The organism is Aquitalea sp. FG25, assembly GCF_057809375.1.
Genome location: NZ_JBMDJV010000002.1, coordinates 1 through 19,059, shown reverse-complemented (window position 1 = coordinate 19,059; position 19,059 = coordinate 1). Strand labels below are relative to the sequence as shown.

12 protein-coding genes are annotated in these 19,059 nt (G+C 59.4%); 5 read left to right on the top strand and 7 right to left on the bottom strand.

The features are described from left to right. Positions 1-64 precede the first annotated feature (64 nt). From ACODR9_RS01800 to ACODR9_RS01770, 7 genes are all read right to left on the bottom strand, one after another. Positions 65-1,225, bottom strand: a complete 1,161-nt coding sequence (locus ACODR9_RS01800) for an HD-GYP domain-containing protein (protein ID WP_488807295.1) — start codon at positions 1,223-1,225, stop codon at positions 65-67. 130 nt (positions 1,226-1,355) lie between these two features. After that, the gene (locus ACODR9_RS01795; protein WP_488807294.1) at positions 1,356-2,489 is read right to left on the bottom strand and encodes an HD-GYP domain-containing protein; all 1,134 of its coding nucleotides are present in this window, start codon (positions 2,487-2,489) and stop codon (positions 1,356-1,358) included. 86 nt (positions 2,490-2,575) lie between these two features. Further along, positions 2,576-6,517: an ATP-dependent RNA helicase HrpA gene (hrpA, locus tag ACODR9_RS01790; protein ID WP_488807293.1), complete on the bottom strand. Its 3,942-nt coding sequence runs from the start codon at positions 6,515-6,517 to the stop codon at positions 2,576-2,578. 113 nt (positions 6,518-6,630) lie between these two features. Continuing rightward, positions 6,631-8,112 carry a methyl-accepting chemotaxis protein gene (locus ACODR9_RS01785; RefSeq protein WP_488807292.1) on the bottom strand — a complete coding sequence of 494 codons (1,482 nt, stop codon included), beginning with the start codon at positions 8,110-8,112 and terminating at the stop codon, positions 6,631-6,633. A gap of 346 nt (positions 8,113-8,458) precedes the next feature. After that, positions 8,459-8,737, bottom strand: coding sequence for a hypothetical protein (locus ACODR9_RS01780; protein WP_488807291.1), 279 nt, complete (start codon positions 8,735-8,737; stop codon positions 8,459-8,461). Between the two features lie 541 nt (positions 8,738-9,278). Then, positions 9,279-11,357, bottom strand: coding sequence for a phosphate acetyltransferase (gene pta / locus ACODR9_RS01775; protein WP_488807290.1), 2,079 nt, complete (start codon positions 11,355-11,357; stop codon positions 9,279-9,281). A 25-nt stretch (positions 11,358-11,382) separates the two neighbouring features. Next, entirely contained in the window at positions 11,383-12,576 is a 1,194-nt protein-coding gene (locus ACODR9_RS01770; RefSeq protein ID WP_488807289.1) for an acetate/propionate family kinase, read from the bottom strand. A 658-nt stretch (positions 12,577-13,234) separates the two neighbouring features. On the opposite strand from ACODR9_RS01770, the gene ACODR9_RS01765 reads away from it, so the two are divergent. The 5 genes from ACODR9_RS01765 to ACODR9_RS01745 all read left to right on the top strand — a co-directional run bounded on the left by ACODR9_RS01765 (position 13,235) and on the right by ACODR9_RS01745 (position 18,724). Continuing rightward, positions 13,235-14,344: an aromatic ring-hydroxylating oxygenase subunit alpha gene (locus tag ACODR9_RS01765; RefSeq protein ID WP_488807288.1), complete on the top strand. Its 1,110-nt coding sequence runs from the start codon at positions 13,235-13,237 to the stop codon at positions 14,342-14,344. 13 nt (positions 14,345-14,357) lie between these two features. Then, positions 14,358-14,939 (top strand): hypothetical protein, encoded by a 582-nt coding sequence (locus tag ACODR9_RS01760; protein WP_488807287.1) that lies wholly within the window; start codon positions 14,358-14,360, stop codon positions 14,937-14,939. Between the two features lie 42 nt (positions 14,940-14,981). Beyond that, on the top strand, positions 14,982-15,851 hold the full coding sequence (locus ACODR9_RS01755) for a DMT family transporter (protein ID WP_488807286.1): 870 nt from the start codon (positions 14,982-14,984) through the stop codon (positions 15,849-15,851). Positions 15,852-15,992: 141 nt separating this feature from the next. Continuing rightward, on the top strand, positions 15,993-16,349 hold the full coding sequence (locus tag ACODR9_RS01750; RefSeq protein WP_488807285.1) for a SpoIIAA family protein: 357 nt from the start codon (positions 15,993-15,995) through the stop codon (positions 16,347-16,349). A 59-nt stretch (positions 16,350-16,408) separates the two neighbouring features. Further along, positions 16,409-18,724, top strand: coding sequence for a Tex family protein (locus tag ACODR9_RS01745; protein WP_488807284.1), 2,316 nt, complete (start codon positions 16,409-16,411; stop codon positions 18,722-18,724). The last annotated feature ends 335 nt before the right edge of the window (positions 18,725-19,059 follow it).

Here is a 19,059-nt window from a genome sequence, read left to right as displayed (position 1 = left end):
GTGCGTTGATCTAATCAAAAAAGCCGGCATTAAGCCGGCTTTTTTCATGGACTGGATGATGGCATCAGTTGACCTGAGTGCGCCACAGTCGTGCCAGGTGTGAGGCACGCACCCCTGCCATGGACGCCGGGCAGGGAGACACCACCTTGTGCGCCGGCAGGCTGGTATCACGGATCAGCGCATCGATATAGGCCGGGCCGTCGCTGCGGCGGATGGCCGCCACTTGCGGTTCGCTGGCTTTTTCGCTGCGTGCCAGCACCACGCCGATTTCATCGTTGGCCAGTTTGACGAAACTGCCGGGCGGATAAATGCCCAGCTCCTTGATCAGCAGGGTGGTGTAGGCCGGGTCGAACTCGCTGTCCTTGCGCTGGAAAATATGTCCCAGCGCGGCGGCCGGTACCATGCCGGCCCGATAGCTGCGCGGGGTGAGCTTGGCGCAGGTAATGTCGGCCATGTGCAGCATATGAGCCAGCGATTCGATTTCACTGCGTGCCAGGCCGTAGGGGTAGCCATTGCCCAGCCAGGATTCATGGTGGGTCTGCACCAGCCAGTGCCATAGCTCGTCGGCCACGCCGGCTGCGCGCAGAATGGCGGAACTCATCAAGGGATGGCCGGCAATTTCATCTTCTTGCTGTGGTGACAGTGCGTCTTGTTGATGATAGAGCGTGTTCTGCAGCTGGCAGATGGACATGTTCATGGTGAGTGCCGCCGACAGCATGCTGCTGCGCCGGGTGGCGGACAGGTCGGGAATGCGGCGGCTGAGCAAGGCCAGCAAGGCAGTGGTGTGCAGGGCATGCGCCGGGCCGTACTCGTTAAACGGCACCAGCAGCAAGCTGGCAATCACGCCATCCGGGTGCTGCTCGGTTAGCTGGACGATATCACGCACCAGCAGGCCAACCTTGCGCGGAAAATCCTCCAGCTGCATGGCATAGGTGAGCAGGGTGCGGGTGCGCTGCTGCAGAAAGGCCATTTCATGCAGTACGCTCTCGCGCACGGTCATGGTGTCCGGTTGTTCGGGCAGGCTGACTGCGACCATGCGGTTACCGTCTACGGAATAACCCATTTCCAGCAGCTTTTCGCGCTGGCGGTCGCTTAGCACGAAATGTCCCTTGCTAAGCAGCAACAGGCCGTTCCGGGCGTAGACATCCAGCGGCAGTTCCTTGCCCATGCGGATTTGTTCGGGCACTACCTTGTCATGCAGTTGCTTTTTGAAGCGGGTGGTCATGCGGCGGGTATCGTCGGCTCGGGTTTGCAAATGGCCAAAAGGTCAGTTCTGTCGGACAGTGGCAATTATAGGGCCAACTACCAAGCAACGTTTGCTTTTTATCCGCAGCTTCTGGTGTCGGGCTGGCTGCTTAGCCCTTCCACAGACTGGCCAGAAACGAAATGCGCACCCCCGCCAGGCTGGCGGAGCAGGCGCCGGTAATCTTGTAGGCGGACTGACTGGTTTCGCGCAGCAACACTTCAGCATACGCTGGCCCATCCGCCTTGCGCAGTGCGGCTACTTGCGGTTCGCTGGGTTTGTTGCGGCGGGCCAGCACCACGGCAATTTCATTATTGGCCAGCTTGACGAAGCTGCCGGGGGGGTAAATGCCCAGCTCGCGGATCAGCATGGTGGTGAAGGCGGTGTCAAAGTCGACATCCTTGCGCTGGAACAGATTGCCCAGTGCGGTGGCGGGTAGCTGGGCCGGGCGGTAGCGGCGCGGGGCCAGCTTGGCACAGGTAACGTCGGCCAGATGCAGCAAATGGGCTGGCGGCAATATCTGCTTGCGCTCCAGTCCAAAGGGGTAGCCTTTGCCCTGCCAGTTTTCATGGTGGGTTTGTACCAGCGCATGCCACAGCTCATTCTCGATACCGGCTTCACGCAGGATGGCCGAGCTGAGCAACGGATGTTCGCGGATGGCCGTCTGCTGTTCTGGTGCCAGCATGCCTTGGTGGCTGAACAGTTCGTTTTGCAGTTCGATCTGCGAGATATTCATGGTGAGTGCCGCGCAAAGCAGCACTTCCCGATGGCCGGCGGGCAGCGGCATGTGGCGGGTGATGAGTGCCAGCAGGGCGGCAGTATGCAGGGTATGTGCCGCGCCGTAGTCCTGAAACGGCAGCAGCAGCATGGAGGCCAGCAGCCCGTCGGGATGGCGCTCGCTCAGTTCCATGATTTTCTGGGCAATGGAGCGGACGCGGCTTTCCAGTCCCGGTCGGCTCAAGGCGTGCAGCAGCATGCTGCGCACCCGTTGTTGCAGGAAGTTGATTTCTTCAAACAGCGACTGGGTCTTGAGCTGGTCCGGGTCTGGTTTTTCTGCCGGTTTGTTTTCTTCCTGGTGCTCGGCAAAACCCAGCTTGACCAGCCGGTGCTTCATGTCCGGCGACAGCACATAATGACCACGCTTGAGCAGCAGGATGCCATTTTTGGCGTAGACATCCATCGGCAACTCCTTGCCGATGGAAATGGCGCTGGATTTCAGCTTGTCCGAAAGCGGGTTGTCTGACATGGCGGGCCGTTATCGTGTAATGGCAGGATTTTATAGATATGTCATTAGGCCGGCCAGTGTTTGCCCTGGTTAAATATTGATAATGATCATTGTTTAGGTAAGTCCTGCCATGCTTTTTGCAATCGCTTTACCGAAACCGGATACGGTGTTTTCAGTTCCTGAGCAAACAGGCTGACACGCAGCTCTTCCAGCTGCCAGCGGAAATCCAGCAAGGCGGCGGATGGTTCGCCACGCTCGCGCTCGTCAGCCAGCCTGGCTTCCCACTTGTTCCACAGTTCGCGGATTTCTGCCGCGCGCTGGCCATCGCGTTGTGGGTTGGCCGGTTGTTTGTCCATGCGCAGGCTCATGGCACGCATATAGCGCGTGATGTGCGGCAGTTGCGCCCACGGTGTGGCTTGCAGGAAACCGGCATAAACCAGCTTGCCCAATTGTTGTTGTAGCTCACTGCCCAGCCGGTGTTTCTGCAATTTGGTATACAGCACCATGTATTCGCTGCCGATCTGGCTTAAATACTGCGTAACCGCCTGAATCACTGCCGGCAGGCGGGTGCGGGCGCGGGTTTTCTGCTCGTTAAAGGCTTTTTCGCTGCGTGGCAGGGCGTCTTCGCCAATGAAGGCACGGTCGCAGATGCAGGCGATGGCATCGGCCAGCAGTTGCTCCACATTGGCCACATTGCGCAGGTTGAGGCCGATTTGCGTCATGCCGGACAGGCCCTTGCCCAGTTGCTTCATCTGCTCCTTCAACTGCAATTGCAGCAGGCGGATGACCCCGGCGCGGTGGTGGCGTTCGGCCTCTGGCTGGGTGTCAAACAGGCGGATGGCTACTTTGTCCTGCTCCAGCGTCAGCGCCGGATAACCGGTAAGTTGCTGGCGGCCACGGGCAAACTGGATGCTTTCCGGCAGATCGCCAAAATCCCAGCTGCTGACTTCGTCACGCTCGAAGTCGGCACTGCTGTCGCGGAAAGTCAGTTGTGCCGCCTGGCCAAACTGCTTTTGCAGGGCGATCAGGTCCCGGCCCAGACCGATTTCCTGTTTGCCATCGTCGATGATGCGGAAGTTGAACAGCAAATGCTCAGGCAATTCCTGTTTATTAAACTCGTCGATGTCGACTTTGACGCCACCGGTTTCGAGCAAGATAAAGCGCGCCAGTTGCGCGGCGATGGGCTGTTGCAAGTCCGGATTGCTGCTGAGAAAACGGGTGACAAAATCCGGCACCGGCACGCAACAGCGTCTTACCTGCTTGGGCAGGCCCTTGATCAGCTGTTGCAGCTTGTCGCGGATCATCCCCGGCACCAGCCATTCAAACGGGGCGGGCTGTAGGCGGTTGAGAATGGCCAACGGAACATCCATGGTCACGCCATCCAGCGGGTGCTTGGGTTCAAAGCGGTACTTCAGCCGCAGCTTGCCGTCTTCCAGCTCCAGCCATTCCGGAAACTGGTTTTCCGTGACGTGCTGGGCGGCGTGACGCATCAGTTCGTCGCGGGTCAGGTGCAGCAGCTTGGGTTCGGTTTTTTCCGCTTCCTTGCGCCAGGCCTCAAAGCTGGCGGCATCCACCACGCTGGCGGCAATGCGCTCATGGTAGAAGGCATACAGCGCCTCTTCATCCACCAGCACGTCCTGACGGCGCGCCTTGTGTTCCAGTTGCTCCACTTCGCGGATCAGCTGCTGGTTGCGCTGGAAGAAGGGTGCATTGCTGACGTAATCCATATTCACCAGCGCGCCACGGATAAACAGCTCGCGGGCTTCTTCTGGTGCAATGCGGCCATAGCTGACGGCGCGGCGCGGAATCAGCGTCAAGCCGTACAGGGTGACGCGCTCGTTGGCCACCACCTCACCACGGCTCTTTTCCCAATGTGGCTCAAAGTAGTGGTACTTCACCAGATGCGGGGCCAGTTTCTCTACCCATTCCGGCTCAATCTTGGCCACACAACGGGCGTACAGACGGGTGGTTTCCACCAGCTCGGCCGCCACCAGCCATTTGGGCTTGCTCTTTTTCAGGCCGGAGCCGGGGAAGACATGGAAGCTGACGCCGCGCGCGCCCTGGTAGTCATCACCTTCCAGATTCTTCATGCCGATATTGCCCACCAGGCCGGTCAGCAGCGCCTTGTGCAGATTTTCGTAGGCCACGGCATCCAGCTGCTGGCGCTTTTTCTGTGACATCTGGGCGTCAGGCTGTTCGGCGTCGGCATGGGCCTGTTCACGCTTGATCAGGCCCAGCTCGCTGGCAATTTCCGCCAACTGGCCATGCAGCTCGCGCCATTCACGCAGGCGCAGGTAGGACAAAAAGTGTTCGTGGCAGGTATTCACCAGCAGACGGTTGGACTTTTTGTGCTTGATGGCGTCGCTGAAGAAGTCCCACAGGTGCAGGTAAGACAGGAAGTCAGATTTTTCGTCGTTAAAGCGGGCCTGTGCGCGCTCGGCGGCTTCGCGCGCTTCAAACGGGCGCTCGCGCGGGTCCTGAATGGATAGCGCCGAGGCGATGATCAACACCTCGCGCATGCAGCCAAAATCACGACCGGCCAGCAGCAGGCGGCCCACTTTCGGGTCCACCGGAATGCGCGCCAGCTCTTTGCCGATCGGGGTCAGTTCATTGCTGTCGGTGACTGCGCCCAGCTCGGTCAGCACCTGGTAGCCGTCGGCAATCAGGCGGCTGCTGGGGGCTTCCAGAAAGGGAAAGGCATCCACCTGGCCCAGTCGCAGCGCGGCCATGCGCAATATCACCGCCGCCAGGTTGGAGCGGACGATTTCCGGGTCGGTAAACGCCGGGCGGGCGTTGAAATCCTCTTCGGCATACAGGCGCACGCAGATACCGGCTTCTACCCGGCCGCAACGACCGGCACGCTGGCGCGCTGCCGCCTGGGAAATCTTCTCTACCTGCAGCTGTTCCACCTTGGCGCGCGGGCTGTAGCGGTTGATGCGCGCAAGGCCGGTGTCAATCACATACTTGATGCCCGGCACGGTAAGCGAGGTTTCCGCCACATTGGTGGCCAGCACGATGCGCCGTCCGCCTGATGGCTTGAAGATTTTCTGCTGGTCCTCATTGGACAGGCGGGCGAACAAGGGCAGGATTTCATAACCGCGAATGCCGGACTTGCGCAGCTTTTCCGCCGTTTCGCGGATTTCGCGCTCGCCGGGCAAAAACACCAACATGTCGCCTGCGCCCTGGCGTGACAGCTCGTCGGCGGCATCGACAATGGCGTCTTCCATTTCCATCTCGCGCTCGTCTTCGTCACGCTGTTTGAGCGGGCGATAGCGCACTTCTACCGGGAAGGTACGGCCAGACACTTCAATCACCGGTGCGCCATCAAAATGGCGGGCAAAGCGGTCGGCATCGATGGTGGCCGAGGTGATGATGATTTTCAGGTCTGGACGGCGCGGCAGCAGCTGCTTGAGAAAGCCCAGCAGAAAGTCGATGTTGAGGCTGCGTTCGTGCGCCTCGTCAATGATGATGGTGTCGTAGGCTTCGAGATAACGGTCGGTCTGGGTTTCCGCTAGCATGATGCCGTCGGTCATCAGCTTGATGACGGATTTCTCCGACAGCTTGTCGGTAAAGCGCACCTTGAAACCGACATGCTCACCCAGTTGTGAGCCCAGCTCCTGCGCAATGCGGGTGGCCACCGAACGCGCGGCCAGACGGCGCGGCTGGGTGTGGCCGATCAGTCCGTACACGCCACGGCCCAGCTCCAGGCAGATTTTGGGAATCTGCGTGGTTTTGCCGGAGCCGGTTTCGCCGCAGATGATCACCACTTGATTGCCAGCAATGGCGGCCTTGATATCGTCCAGCTTCTGGTTGACCGGCAGCGCATTGTCAAACTGTGGCCGTGGCAGGTGGCTGCGACGCGCTTCGGCGCGGGCGATCGAGCGTTCCAGTTGCTGGCTGATGTCGGCCAGTTGCTTGTCGGCAGGCTGTCCTTTTTTCAGGCGCTCACCGGCATCGTTCAACTTGCGGCGCAATACATGGCGATCGCGGATCAGACAATGGGCAAGGCGGGTTTTGAGTTGGGACAGCTGCTGGACTGGGGTGGTCATCGGGCAAAGAGCACTGGTTTACACAAGCCCGCCAGTATAGCAGAGGGGGGAGGGGGGCAGAATGCAAAAGACCGCCTGGGCGGCGGTCTGCGGCTGAAGTGTGCGTCTGGCGATTAAGCCGTTACTGGCTGCTGCGCCTGCGAGGTGCGGCCCAGCTCGTCCAGCAGCTGGTCCAGCCGTTTGATGGCATCGGCAATGGAGCGGGTTTCGGTGGACAGCGAGCGGGTAGATTCGCCCACGGCGGTAATGTCACCGGCAAACTGGGCAAAGCCCTGGTTCTGGCTGCTTTCGGCGTGGGATACCTCTTCCAGCAGGCTGGCCAGCTGGCGGGTTTCCTGAATGATGCCCTGCAGGTTCTGCTGTGCCTCCTGGGCATTGCTGCGCCCGGCCTGCATTTGGCTATTGCCGTCGCGCATGGCGATGATGGCCTGATTGGTACCATCCACAATCAGCTTGATCTTGGTTTCGATATCCAGCGTGGCGTTCTGGGTGCGTTCGGCCAGCTTGCGCACTTCGTCCGCCACCACGGCAAAGCCGCGACCCATTTCACCGGCGCGGGCGGCCTCGATGGCGGCATTGAGCGCCAGCAGGTTGGTCTGGTCGGCAATGTCACGAATCAGCTGCACAATGCCGTTAACCTCGGTGCTGCGTTGGCCCAGGTCTTCCAGCTTGCTGGCGGCATGCGAGATAACTTCCCCGGCCCGACCCAGCTGCAGCACGGCCTGGTCCATCACCTGGCCGCCGCTGCTGGCGGCATGGCCTGCGGTTTGTGCCAGCCGGGTGGCGCTGTCGGACTGGGCGGCGTTCTGGCTGGTTGTCACCGCCATCTGCTGCGCCACCACCATCATGTCTTCGGCGCGGCTGCGCTGGTCGGCCATGGTTTCGGCCATCAACCCGGTGCTGTTGGCGATATCGCGGCTGGCACTGGAAGCGGCGCGGATGGAACGGGCCACCTGTTCCATCATCTCGCGCATGGCGCGGCTGGCCAGCTCGGACTCGGCGCGCGCCTGTTCCAGCTTCTCCAGGCTTTTTACCTTGGCCTTGTCAAACGCCATGGCCAGCGACAACACCACGATGGTGAGGCCGATCAAGGATTTGGCTTGCAGCTTGGGGATTTCAGCATGGTCAATCGGCACCGGCGGCAGCGCGCCGGGGTCGGACGACAGCAAGAAGAACAGCCCGATAGCCAGAATGGTCAGCACCATCCACACCATGCCGGAGCGGCGGGTGGACACAAAAATGGCGGTAAACGGGATGGAAGCAAACCACACCACGCTGGTGGACATGATGCCGCCGTTGACATACACCATCCAGCACACCATCACGAACATGCAGCTGGTAATCAGCTCGGCACAAAAACGTAGCGCGCCGGTGAGTTTCAGCAAGAGTGGTGCCAGCAACAAACCCAAGCCACCCAGCGCAATGCCAGTGCCCATGGCCGGGTGATGCAGCATGAAATACTCGATGGAAAACAGCGGGGCAATACAGCCGGCCAGCAGGCCAACCCCTACGGTGGTACGTGCGCCGATGGCCTGGGCAGGCGACTGGCGGATGGATTCCGGTATGAACCAGTCGGTTACGGACTTGGCAGTCATGTGGTGAGTCTCCCTCGTTGCGTCTTGATTTGTAAGTATTGTTTTGATTTCTACGCCTGATTTCGGGCGATTGGCTAATGTAAAACAAGTGTTTGAAATCGGCAATCGTGGTGTCAGCTGAGCACGTGATAGCTGGGTGGTCAGTCAGTGAAAGCGGTGCATTTTTTGTTCTGCAACGCAGCGACAGCCTGTGCGTGAGGAATGGTCAGGCGATGACTGACCAGCCATTACCGGCATGAGCCTATCCGCTAAAAGCGGGTTCTGTCGCTCACTCGGGCGCTAGCAGCAACAGCCCGGTTCTCCATCAGGCCACCGGGCTTGTTACTCATGGGAGGGTTACGCGGGTTTAAGCCAGCAATTGCTGTTGTTGCTGCTGCAAGCGCTGCAAGCGCTGCATCAAGTGCCTGCGATAGGCATCAGACGGGTGCAGGGCAAGCAAGGCCAATACCGCCTCCAGCGTCTGGGCCTGCTCCCGTAATGCCGATTCCAGCTGATCAAAACTGCGTGCCAACTCCTGCACCGGGCAGCGCAGCGCGGCAAAGCGGTCCTGCTGCAACATGGCTTGTAGCAGTACGATGTGTTGGCGCATCAGGGGGAGGACGTGTGTGGTGGTTTGGTGTGTCATGAGCTGCGCCCTCCCGTTGGTTGGCATAGGGCGGAGGCGGCAAGCAAGTAAACAGGGAAAATCATGAATGGTCTCCTGGAATGTTTACCTGCCGCCCGACGCCAATCGGGGGTGGCAGGCACATGGCAGGATTGGCGTACCGTTCCAGGAGCGGTGCCTCGTGAGAGGCTCCCACCATGGCCCGCCATAGAAGACGTGCAATGGTTACGGACGCGACAAAGCTTGGCCTTGTGCAAAGTCCGTCTGGAACGGGACGCCAATCCCGGTGCCGCTATTGAACAGCACGGAGGGGATTATCTAGTGCAGCGGGTGGGAAGGCAAGAAGCACACAAGGTAACGGTCGCTAGCCATGGCTAGGTAGCAAGACAGCCAAACCGGTAGCGGTGGCTTGGTGGATGGTGTGGTCGGGGTTGTCGCCAGCCTGCGCGGCTGTCTCAACCATTCAAGGCAGTTCCTGCATCTTCGGCGCATAGCGGGCATGGCCAAAAAAACAGCCCGGCAAGCAAGGCTTGTCGGGCTGTCTGTCGGGTGTGGAGCAGCGTTAGCGCTTGTCGGCCTGAATGGCAGTCAGGGCGATGGTGTAGACGATGTCGTCCACCAGCGCGCCGCGCGACAGGTCGTTTACCGGTTTGCGCAGGCCTTGCAGCATCGGGCCCACACTCACCACGCCAGCCGAGCGCTGTACCGCCTTGTAGGTGGTGTTGCCGGTGTTGAGGTCGGGGAATACAAACACGGTGGCGCGGCCGGCTACGGTGCTGTCCGGGGCTTTTTGGCGGCCTACGGACTCCACACTGGCGGCGTCGTATTGCATCGGGCCGTCAATTTCCAGGCCCGGGCGCTTTTCTTTGGCGATGCGGGTGGCTTCACGTACTTTTTCTACGTCCGAACCGCTGCCGGAGCTGCCGGTGGAGTAGGAAATCATCGCCACACGCGGCGGAATGCCAAAGGCGGCGGCAGAATCTGCTGACTGGATGGCAATGTCGGCCAGGTCTTCTGCTGTTGGGTCCGGGTTGACTGCGCAGTCACCATAAACCAGCACTTGTTCCGGCATCAGCATGAAGAACACGCTGGAAACCAGCTTGGCCTCCGGTGCGGTCTTGATCAGCTGCAGGGCCGGGCGGATGGTGTTGGCGGTGGTGTGTACCGCGCCGGATACCAGGCCGTCCACTTCGCCCAGCGCCAGCATCATGGTGCCCAGTACCACATTGTCTTCCAGTTGCTGCTCGGCCATCGGCGCGTTCAGGCCCTTGCCCTTGCGCAGTTCCACCATGGGCTGGATGTAGTTGCCGCGTACTTCGTTGGGGTCGAGGATTTCAATCGAGGCGGGCAGGGTGACGCCCTGGGCTTCGGCAATCTGTTCGATCTCGACGCGGTTGCCAATCAGCACGCAGTGGGCAATGCCTTTTTCCTGGCAGATGGCGGCGGCCTTGACGGTGCGCGGTTCGTTGCCTTCCGGCAGTACGATGCGCTTGCCGGCACGGCGGGCCTTTTCCATCAGCTGATAGCGGAACGCTGGCGGCGGCATGCGGTGCTCGCGCGGTGCGCCCACATTGCGCTTGAGCTTGTCGGCGTCCAGATGTTCGGCGACAAAGTCGATCACCCGTTCCATGCGCTCCAGGTCGTCCGCCGGTACCTGGCGGCTCATATTGCTAAGGAAGCTGGCGGTTTCGAAGGTGTTGTGCGTGGTGGACATCACCGGCAGGCCGCTGGTGAAGGCCTGGTGGCACAGTTGCTGGATGCGCGGGTCGGGCAGGGAGTCGCAGGTCAGCAGCAGGCCGGCCAGCGGTACGCCGTTCATGGCGGCCATGGAGGTGCCCAGTACGATGTCCTCGCGGTCGCCAGCGGTGACAATCAGCGCGCCCGGCTTCAGCAGATGCACCACGTTGGGTACGGTGCGGGCGGTTACCGCCATGCTGCGCACGCGGCGGCGGCTGATCTGTCCGGCATGCAGCACACGCGCTTGCAGGTAGTGGGCTACGTCCAGCGTGCGCGGGGCCAGCAGCTCCGGCTCGTTGGGGATGGCACCAATCATCGGCAAGCGGTTTTTTTGCAGCAGATGGCCGGACTCTTGAATTTCCATCGCCAGTTGCGGGGCGTTTTGCTCCTTGGACAAGCGGTTAAGGATATAACCCGCCACGTGGCCGGGCTGAGCGCCAAAAGCTTGTACGCTCAGTTCCAGTTGTTCGGCAATTTCATGACTGGCCAGCTTGTCGGCAGCGGTCACCAGAATGGTTTGCGCTTGCAGGTTGCGGGCAATCTTGGTGTTGAGGAAGGTGGAGAACACCTGTTTCTGGTCGGGTACCAGGCCTTCCACAATCATCAGGTCCACATTGTGCGAGGCCTGTTGGTAAAGCGAGACCACCTCTTCCATCAACTGGTCGATTTCACCTTGCGACAGCAGGTGCTCCACCCGTTCCATCGCCAAGGGTTCTGGCGGGTTCAGGTGGCAGATGGCGCGGGCAAAGTGGGTGGAGCGCTCTGGCGAGCTGTCTGCACCCTGGGCGATGGGTTTGACAAAACCCACGCGCAGGCCGGATTGCTCCAGCGCGCGGATCATGCCCAGCGCTACCGAGGTGAGTCCGGCATCAAAGCCGGTCGGTGCCAGGAAAAAAGTATGCATGCTTCGGACTCTTTCTTGCGCTGCCTCAGACGGACAAGCCCGCCAGTTGGGCGGTGTCCAGGGCAATCATCAGTTCTTCATCGGTGTTGATCACCAGGGCAGGCACGGAGTCGGCGGTGGTGATGCGGCCAGCCTTGCCGCGAATGCACTCTTCATTGGCTGCCTCATCCAGCTGCAGGCCCCAAAAGCCCAGCTGTTTGATTACACGGGCGCGCAGGTAGGACGAATTCTCGCCAATGCCGCCGGTAAACAGCACGCCATCCAGTCGGCCCAATGCCACGGTGAGGGCGGCAATGTGCTTGGCCAGACGGTAGCTGAAAATATCCAGTGCCAGGATGGCTTCGGGCTTGCCGGCCATGGCGGCGTCTTCCAGCTCACGGCAGTCGCTGGATAGCTCGGACAGGCCCAGCAAGCCGGACTTTTTGTTCAGCAGATCTGTCACGCCATTCACATCCAGGCCCAGCTCGGAAGCCAGGTAGCCGAAAATGCCCGGGTCGATGTCGCCGGAGCGGGTGCCCATCACCAGGCCTTCCAGCGGGGTCAGGCCCATGGTGGTGTCCACGCTCTTGCCGCCCTTGATGGCAGCGGCAGACGCGCCATTGCCCAGGTGGGCGCAGACAAAAGCAGTTTCTTCCAGCGGTTTGTTCAGCAGACGGGCGGCTTCGCCAGTGACAAAGCGGTAGCTGGTGCCGTGGAAGCCGTAGCGGCGCACGCCATGTTCGCGGTACAGCTGCATCGGCACGGCATACAGATAGGCTTGCTCGGGCATGGTCTGATGGAAGGCGGTGTCGAATACGGCCACCTGTGTCAGCCCAGGGAATTGTTGCATGGCAGTGCGAATGCCCAGCAGGTGAGCCGGGTTATGCAGCGGTGCCAGTTTGGCGCATTTCTCGATTTCGGCGATGACGGTGTCGTCGATCACTGCGGAGGCCTTGAAGTGCTCGCCACCATGTACCACACGATGGCCAACGGCCTTTACGCTGTCCAGCAAATCCAGCGTGCGCAGGCGGGCGATGATGGCGTGCATGGCGGCGGTGTGATTGGCTTCGCTCAGCGGCTGGCTATCTTTCTGGCCTGCATGCTTGAAGCTGATCTGGCCTTGCTCCAGCCCCAGTTTTTCTGCCAGACCGGTCAGGACGGCTTGCTGGGTGGTGGTGTCGATCAGGGCAAATTTCAGCGAGGAACTGCCGCAGTTGATAACGAGAATGCTTGATTTCATAGGCGCTGGGGGTCGTAAATGACGAAAAAGGGGTCCGTTGGGAAAATCACTGCAGCAATCCGGTGGATTGGCCATATTAGGGTTATGACTATGTCGGCCTGATGACCGGCTGTGCAGTAGACGGGCTCCTCTTGATTTTCCTTTGGTCGGCTTGAACCGGGCGGCGATTATCCAGCGCATCCTGCAAGGCGGCAATACGGGTTTTACCTTGCAGCCGCATGGCCTTGCTGGCGGGGCTTTGCCCGGCGTCCTCCGGGCTGCTCTTGTCTGCCAGTGCCGGTGGTGTACAGGTGTGCTGTCACGTTTCAGCTAGCTACTGGCAATACGGCCGGTTCAACCGTGCGACGAGTATAGCATAGCCATTATGAAGTGCTGATATTGCTGCGCACAATTTGCGCTAACGCAATGATTTTTAAGGATCCGGGTGGAGATGTTGTGTCAAATTCCGCAAAAACACATGTTGTCACCACATCGTTTCATTCTGCGAATGCTTGCCATCACCAAAAATAGCTTGCCCCCCCTTTCGGGGCGGGGCATAATCCCGGCCTCGAAAAGCAGGGGCTTGGCCTTTGTTTTCATTATTGTTTTGATGGTTCCGTAAACTCGTTTAGCGAGATTCGGCTGGTCTTATATCTTCTTCCACGGAGGTGTGGGAATAATGTCTGATCTGGCTTCTTCGCAGATGCTACAAGCATCTGCTGCTCAGCTGCCTATCTATAGCTACTTTGACCCGGCTCATTACGAGCTGGAGCAAAAACAACTGTTTGCTACTGCTCCGCAGTACTACGGCCATGCGCTGATGGTGCCCAATGAGGGCGACTATCACACGCTGGAATGGCTGGGCCACGGCAAGATGCTCAAGAATGTGGGCGGGGAAATCAAGCTGATTTCCAACGTCTGCCGCCATCGTCAGGCACTGATTTATCAGGGTCGCGGCAATGGTAACCACATGGTGTGCAATCTGCATGGCTGGACTTACGACGCCGAAGGCAAGCTGCTGGGTGCGCCGCATTTCCCGCAAACGCCTTGCCTGAACCTGAATCAGACGCAACTGACCAACTGGAACGGTTTGCTGTTTGATGCCGGTCGCGATATCGCTGCTGATCTGGCGCAGCTTGGTGTGGCCAAACATCTGGATTTTTCAGAGTTTGCCTTCCATTCAACGCATACCACTGAGTACGACTTCAACTGGAAAACCTTTATTGAAGTCTATTCCGAGGACTACCACGTTGATCCCTTCCATCCGGGGTTGGGCAATTTTGTTGATTGCGCCGAACTGAAGTGGGAGTGGGGTGCGCAGTATCACGTGCAGACGGTGGGGGTGAAAAACCAGCTGGCCCGTTCCGGTTCCCGCGTGTATGGCAAGTGGCACGAAGAAGTACGCCGCCGCTTTGCCGACCAGCAACCCGAATTCGGTGCCATCTGGCTCACCTATTACCCCAACATCATGGTGGAGTGGTATCCGCATGTGCTGGTGGTCAGCGTGGTGATTCCGCGTGGTCCGGAAAAATGCACCGTCCTTACCGAGTTTTACTACCCGGAAGATGTGGTGTATTTCGAGCCGGAATTCGTTGAGGCAGAGCAGGCCGCCTACTTCGAAACCGCCAAGGAAGACGACGAAATCTGCTACCGCATGCACCAGGGCCGCCGTGCGCTGTGGCTGCGTGGCGAGAGCGAAGTGGGGCCGTATCAATTCCCCACCGAGGAAGGTATGCAACACTTCCACGAGTTCTATCGTCGCCTGATGGGCGATGCCATGGCTGGCTAAGCCGGACATTTCAGTGCAGAATGGCAAAGGCGCGGGTTTCCGCGCCTTTTTCTTTGTCTTGATGACAATGCACTGGCAAAAACATTTACTTATTTTCGCCCTTGGCCTGCTGGCCGGGCCTGTGCTGGCCGCCAGCTTTACCGACCCGGCCAGCAAAATCAGCTTTACATTGCCCCCAGGCTGGAAAGTCCGCAGCGTGGTGCAGGAAGGCGTGCGCGTGATCAAGGTGGTGCCGCCCAAGGCGGACCAGCGCGAGCGTGCGGCCATCGAGGTAAGCCTGCAGGAATACAAGGCCGGGCGCGCTGATACGCCGGAGCGGCTGCAGCGCCGCTATCGACAGGCCAGCGGCGACCGCGAGGCCGCGCTCTACACCCGGCTTAACCCGCACAGCGGGCGGCTGGTAACCGAGTATCGCGAGGGCCGCTTTGTTTCTGGCCGCTTGTGGATTGTGCGGCTCAATCTGCATGTATTCCTGCCAACGCCTGGCAAGCGGATGCTGGAGGCGCGCTGCGCGGCCAATGCCTCAGAGTTCAAAACCTACCGTCACCAGATGGAAACCATCTGTCTGTCGGCCACTAGTTTGCGCAAACCATGATGCATTCTGCAGTGCAATGCGCTTGTCTGAAGTGTCGCCATCATGTCTGAATCCTTGACTGCCCGGCTGTGTCGAGGTCAGTTAGGGGCTGGCTGGATGGTGGTGGCCGCTGCTTTTTTTGCGCTGATGGGGGTTTTTGTCAAATCTGGTGCGCAGCATTTCAATTCGGTGGAGCTGCTGTTCTGGCGCACACTGATCGGCACTATCATTCTGGGCGGCGGTATCCGTTGGCGTGGCCTGTCATTGTCAACGCCGCACTGGCAAGGCCATGTCAAACGCAGCTTTGTTGGCTATCTGTCGATGTCGGCACTGTTTTATGCATTGACGCATTTGCCGCTGTCTACGGCGGTTACCCTCAATTACACCTCTTCGTTATTCTTTTCGCTGATCTGCGTCGTTAAACTTAAAGACCGACTGTCGCGCCCGGCTGCCTTGGCGCTAGGGCTGGGTTTTCTGGGAATTGTGCTGCTGCTGCGGCCAACTTTCAGCTCGGATCAGTGGCTGGCGGGGGTGATCGGGCTGCTCTCCGGGGTAAGTGCCGGGTTTGCCGTGTTTCAGGTGCGCGAGCTGGGGCAGATGGGCGAGCCGTCATGGCGGGTGGTGTTCTGGTTCTTTGCCATCGCCAGTGTGTTTGGTGCGGTCTGGCTGTTGCTGGGGCCGGGCTTTTCCCCGGTGCATGCTGGCAATGTCACGGCCTTGCTGGGCGTGGGTGTCTGCGGCATGCTGGGGCAACTGGCCATGACCATGGCCTACAAGGTGGGAAGTAAATACCTGGTGGCCAGCTTTGCCTACCTCACCGTGGTATTTTCTGCCCTGCTGGGAATGCTGCTATGGGGTGATGCGCTGGGGCCGGATGCCGTGCTGGGCATGGCGCTGATTGTCGGGGCGGGTTTGCTGGCGGCTTTGCGCTGAAGCATGCCAAAAACATGCGATAGCTTGATGGTTATCAGCAGAATCCCAACTGACAGGGGCTAGAATGCAATCATGGCCGTGCGGTCAGCGTTGGCACGACTCAACAATAACAGGCAGGACTCACACTTTAGGAGATGCAGCATGATTTCTATCCGCGAACAGGATTATGGTCTGGATGTGGCGTTGTTCAATGAATTCTCGCTGGCAGATTTCAAGCTGTTTGAAGACGCGCTGGTGAAGCGTGTTACCGAACAAGGCAAGCCGGACGTACTGCTGGATCTGACCGAGCTGGTGGACTTTACCCTGGACATGGCAGTGGAAGAGGTCAAGTTCGTGCGTGCGCACGAGCAGGACTTTGGCCGTATCGCGCTGGTGGTGAGTGATGTGTGGATCAAGCTGGCAGCGCACATTGCCGGCCTGCTTTCACATAACCATCTTGAATACTTTGATACGGTCGAGGAAGCCCAGGCGTGGCTGGCCGGGCCGGTTGTCGCTTGATTTTGGGGTAAATGACGGTACAGTAGCGGTTTTTGTTCAGCACGAAAGAATAAAAACCGATGTTGAAAAGCATTGCCAGCCGTCTTGCTACTGAACTAGCCGTCCGCGAAAACCAGGTGGCGGCCACTATCGAACTGATCGACGGTGGTGCCACCGTTCCTTTTATTGCCCGTTACCGGAAAGAAGTGACCGGCGGGCTGGATGATACCCAGCTGCGTACCCTGGCTGAGCGCTTGGTTTATCTGCGTGAGCTGGACGACCGCCGCGACAGCATCCTCGCCAGTATCCGCGAACAGGACAAGCTCACCCCGGCGCTGACTGCTGCGCTATACGGTGCCGACAACAAGACGGCACTCGAAGACCTTTACCTCCCTTACAAGCCCAAGCGCCGCACCAAGGCGCAGATTGCTCGCGAAGCCGGTTTGCAGCCGCTGGCCGATAGCTTGCTGGCCGATCCCACGCAGCAACCGGAAACCCTGGCGCAAGGCTATCTCAACGCTGAAGCTGGCGTAGCCGATACCAAGGCCGCACTGGATGGTGCGCGCGCCATCCTGATCGAGCAGTTTGCTGAAGATGCCGAACTGCTGGGCCGCCTGCGCGAAAAACTGTGGAATGAAGGCGAACTGGCCGCCACCGTTGTGGCGGGCAAGGAGCAGGAGGGTGCCAAGTTTGCTGATTACTTTGATCATCGCGAAGCCATCCGCACCACACCGTCCCATCGCGCCCTGGCTTTGCTGCGCGGGCGTAACGAAGGTGTGCTCAGCGTTGCGCTCAAATACCAGCCCGACGAAACCCCGATTACCGAGCGCTCGACTTATGAGTTGCTGATCGGACAGCGCTTTGGTGTGCAAGACAAAGGCCGTCCGGCTGATAAATGGCTGCTGGACAGCGTGCGGCTGTGCTGGCGCGCCAAGATCTTCCTGTCGCTGGAACTGGAACTGATGGGCAAGCTGAAAGAAGCGGCTGATGGTGAAGCCATCAAGGTATTTGCCGATAATCTGCACGACCTGCTGCTGGCCGCACCGGCCGGTCAGCGCGCCACGCTGGGTTTGGATCCGGGCTTGCGCACCGGCGTCAAGGTTGCTGTGGTGGATGGTACCGGCAAGGTGCTGGACACCACCGCCATCTATCCGCACGAACCGCGCCGCGAGTGGGATAAATCCATCGCCATCCTGGGCGCGCTGTGCACCCGTCACAATGTTGACCTGATTTCCATTGGCAATGGCACGGCCAGCCGGGAAACCGACAAGCTGGCGCAAGACCTTATCAAAGCCTACCCGCAATTGGGCATGACCAAGATCGTGGTATCCGAGGCAGGCGCATCGGTGTATTCGGCATCCGAGCTGGCTGCCAAAGAGTTTCCCGATATGGATGTCAGCTTGCGCGGCGCAGTCTCCATCGCTCGCCGTCTGCAAGACCCTTTGGCCGAGCTGGTGAAAATCGACCCGAAATCCATTGGCGTCGGCCAGTATCAGCATGACGTCAATCAAAGCCAGTTGGCGCGTGCACTGGATGCCGTGGTGGAAGATTGCGTCAATGCGGTAGGCGTGGACGTGAACACTGCTTCTGTACCATTGCTGACGCGCATCTCCGGCCTGAATGCCACGCTGGCTGCCAATATCGTGAGTTATCGCGATCAGAACGGCGCGTTCAAAAACCGCAAGCAACTATTGAAAGTGCCGCGCCTGGGCGACAAAACATTCGAACAAGCAGCAGGCTTCTTGCGTATCAGCGGCGGCGACAATCCGCTGGATGCTTCTTCAGTGCACCCGGAAGCCTACCCGGTAGTGGAAAAGATCGTTGCCAAACTGGGACGAGAAGTGAAATCCCTGTTGGGTGATTCAGTGACCCTTAAGTCGGTCAAGGCAACCGACTACACCGACGAGCGTTTTGGCCTGCCCACCGTCATGGACATCCTGAAGGAACTGGACAAGCCGGGTCGCGATCCGCGCCCAGAGTTCAAGACCGCCACCTTCCAGGATGGCGTCGAGGATATCAAGCACCTGCAGCCCGGCATGGTGCTGGAAGGCGTGGTCACCAATGTGGCCAACTTTGGTGCCTTTGTTGATATTGGCGTGCATCAGGATGGCCTGGTGCACATCTCTGCACTGTCCAGCAAATTCATCGACGACCCGCGCAAGGTGGTAAAGGCCGGTGACGTGGTCAAGGTCAAAGTGCTGGAGGTGGACGTGGCACGCAAGCGTATCGCACTTACCATGCGGCTGAGTGATGAAGTGGGCACGACCAGTCGTGGTGTAAAGCCAGATGCCGGACGCTCCAGTGAGCAGCGCAACCGCCAGTCACAGGGGAGGACGCAACAGCCGGCCGGTGAATCTGCCATGGCTGCGGCTTTTGCCAAACTCAAGCAGCGCTGACAAGTCAGCCTATATATAAGTAATCGCAAGATCCAAGCCCGGCCTAGCCGGGCTTTTTGCTGCCTGTGCCAGTGCTAAGGCCAGCTTTTTGCGCCAGTTTTCCCCGTTGGTCAGTGCTGGCATGGGTGGTAGTACGCTGCTGGCTGTGCACCCGCAGCAAAACAGTCATAAAACCCGCATTTCATAAAGCATTGCCGCTCAGTGACTTAGCGCGTGGTGGGCCGGATTCTCAGCAAATCGTGCAGTTTTTCTCACGCAAAGTGTTGACGAGGGTGGGGCAGGGCGGTATAGTTCGCCTCCTCAGCAGACAACGCAGCGACGGAAACGAAACGCAG

Bases quoted from the DNA above. Each gene is read 5' to 3' on its own strand.
- ACODR9_RS01745 (WP_488807284.1), top strand. From the start codon at position 16,409: ATGTTGAAAAGCATTGCCAGCCGTCTTGCTACTGAACTAGCCGTCCGC.
- ACODR9_RS01765 (WP_488807288.1), top strand. From the start codon at position 13,235: ATGTCTGATCTGGCTTCTTCGCAGATGCTACAAGCATCTGCTGCTCAG.
- hrpA (WP_488807293.1), bottom strand. From the start codon at position 6,517: ATGACCACCCCAGTCCAGCAGCTGTCCCAACTCAAAACCCGCCTTGCC.
- ACODR9_RS01755 (WP_488807286.1), top strand. From the start codon at position 14,982: ATGTCTGAATCCTTGACTGCCCGGCTGTGTCGAGGTCAGTTAGGGGCT.
- ACODR9_RS01785 (WP_488807292.1), bottom strand. From the start codon at position 8,112: ATGACTGCCAAGTCCGTAACCGACTGGTTCATACCGGAATCCATCCGC.
- ACODR9_RS01800 (WP_488807295.1), bottom strand. From the start codon at position 1,225: ATGACCACCCGCTTCAAAAAGCAACTGCATGACAAGGTAGTGCCCGAA.
- ACODR9_RS01795 (WP_488807294.1), bottom strand. From the start codon at position 2,489: ATGTCAGACAACCCGCTTTCGGACAAGCTGAAATCCAGCGCCATTTCC.
- ACODR9_RS01770 (WP_488807289.1), bottom strand. From the start codon at position 12,576: ATGAAATCAAGCATTCTCGTTATCAACTGCGGCAGTTCCTCGCTGAAA.
- ACODR9_RS01750 (WP_488807285.1), top strand. From the start codon at position 15,993: ATGATTTCTATCCGCGAACAGGATTATGGTCTGGATGTGGCGTTGTTC.
- ACODR9_RS01780 (WP_488807291.1), bottom strand. From the start codon at position 8,737: ATGACACACCAAACCACCACACACGTCCTCCCCCTGATGCGCCAACAC.
- pta (WP_488807290.1), bottom strand. From the start codon at position 11,357: ATGCATACTTTTTTCCTGGCACCGACCGGCTTTGATGCCGGACTCACC.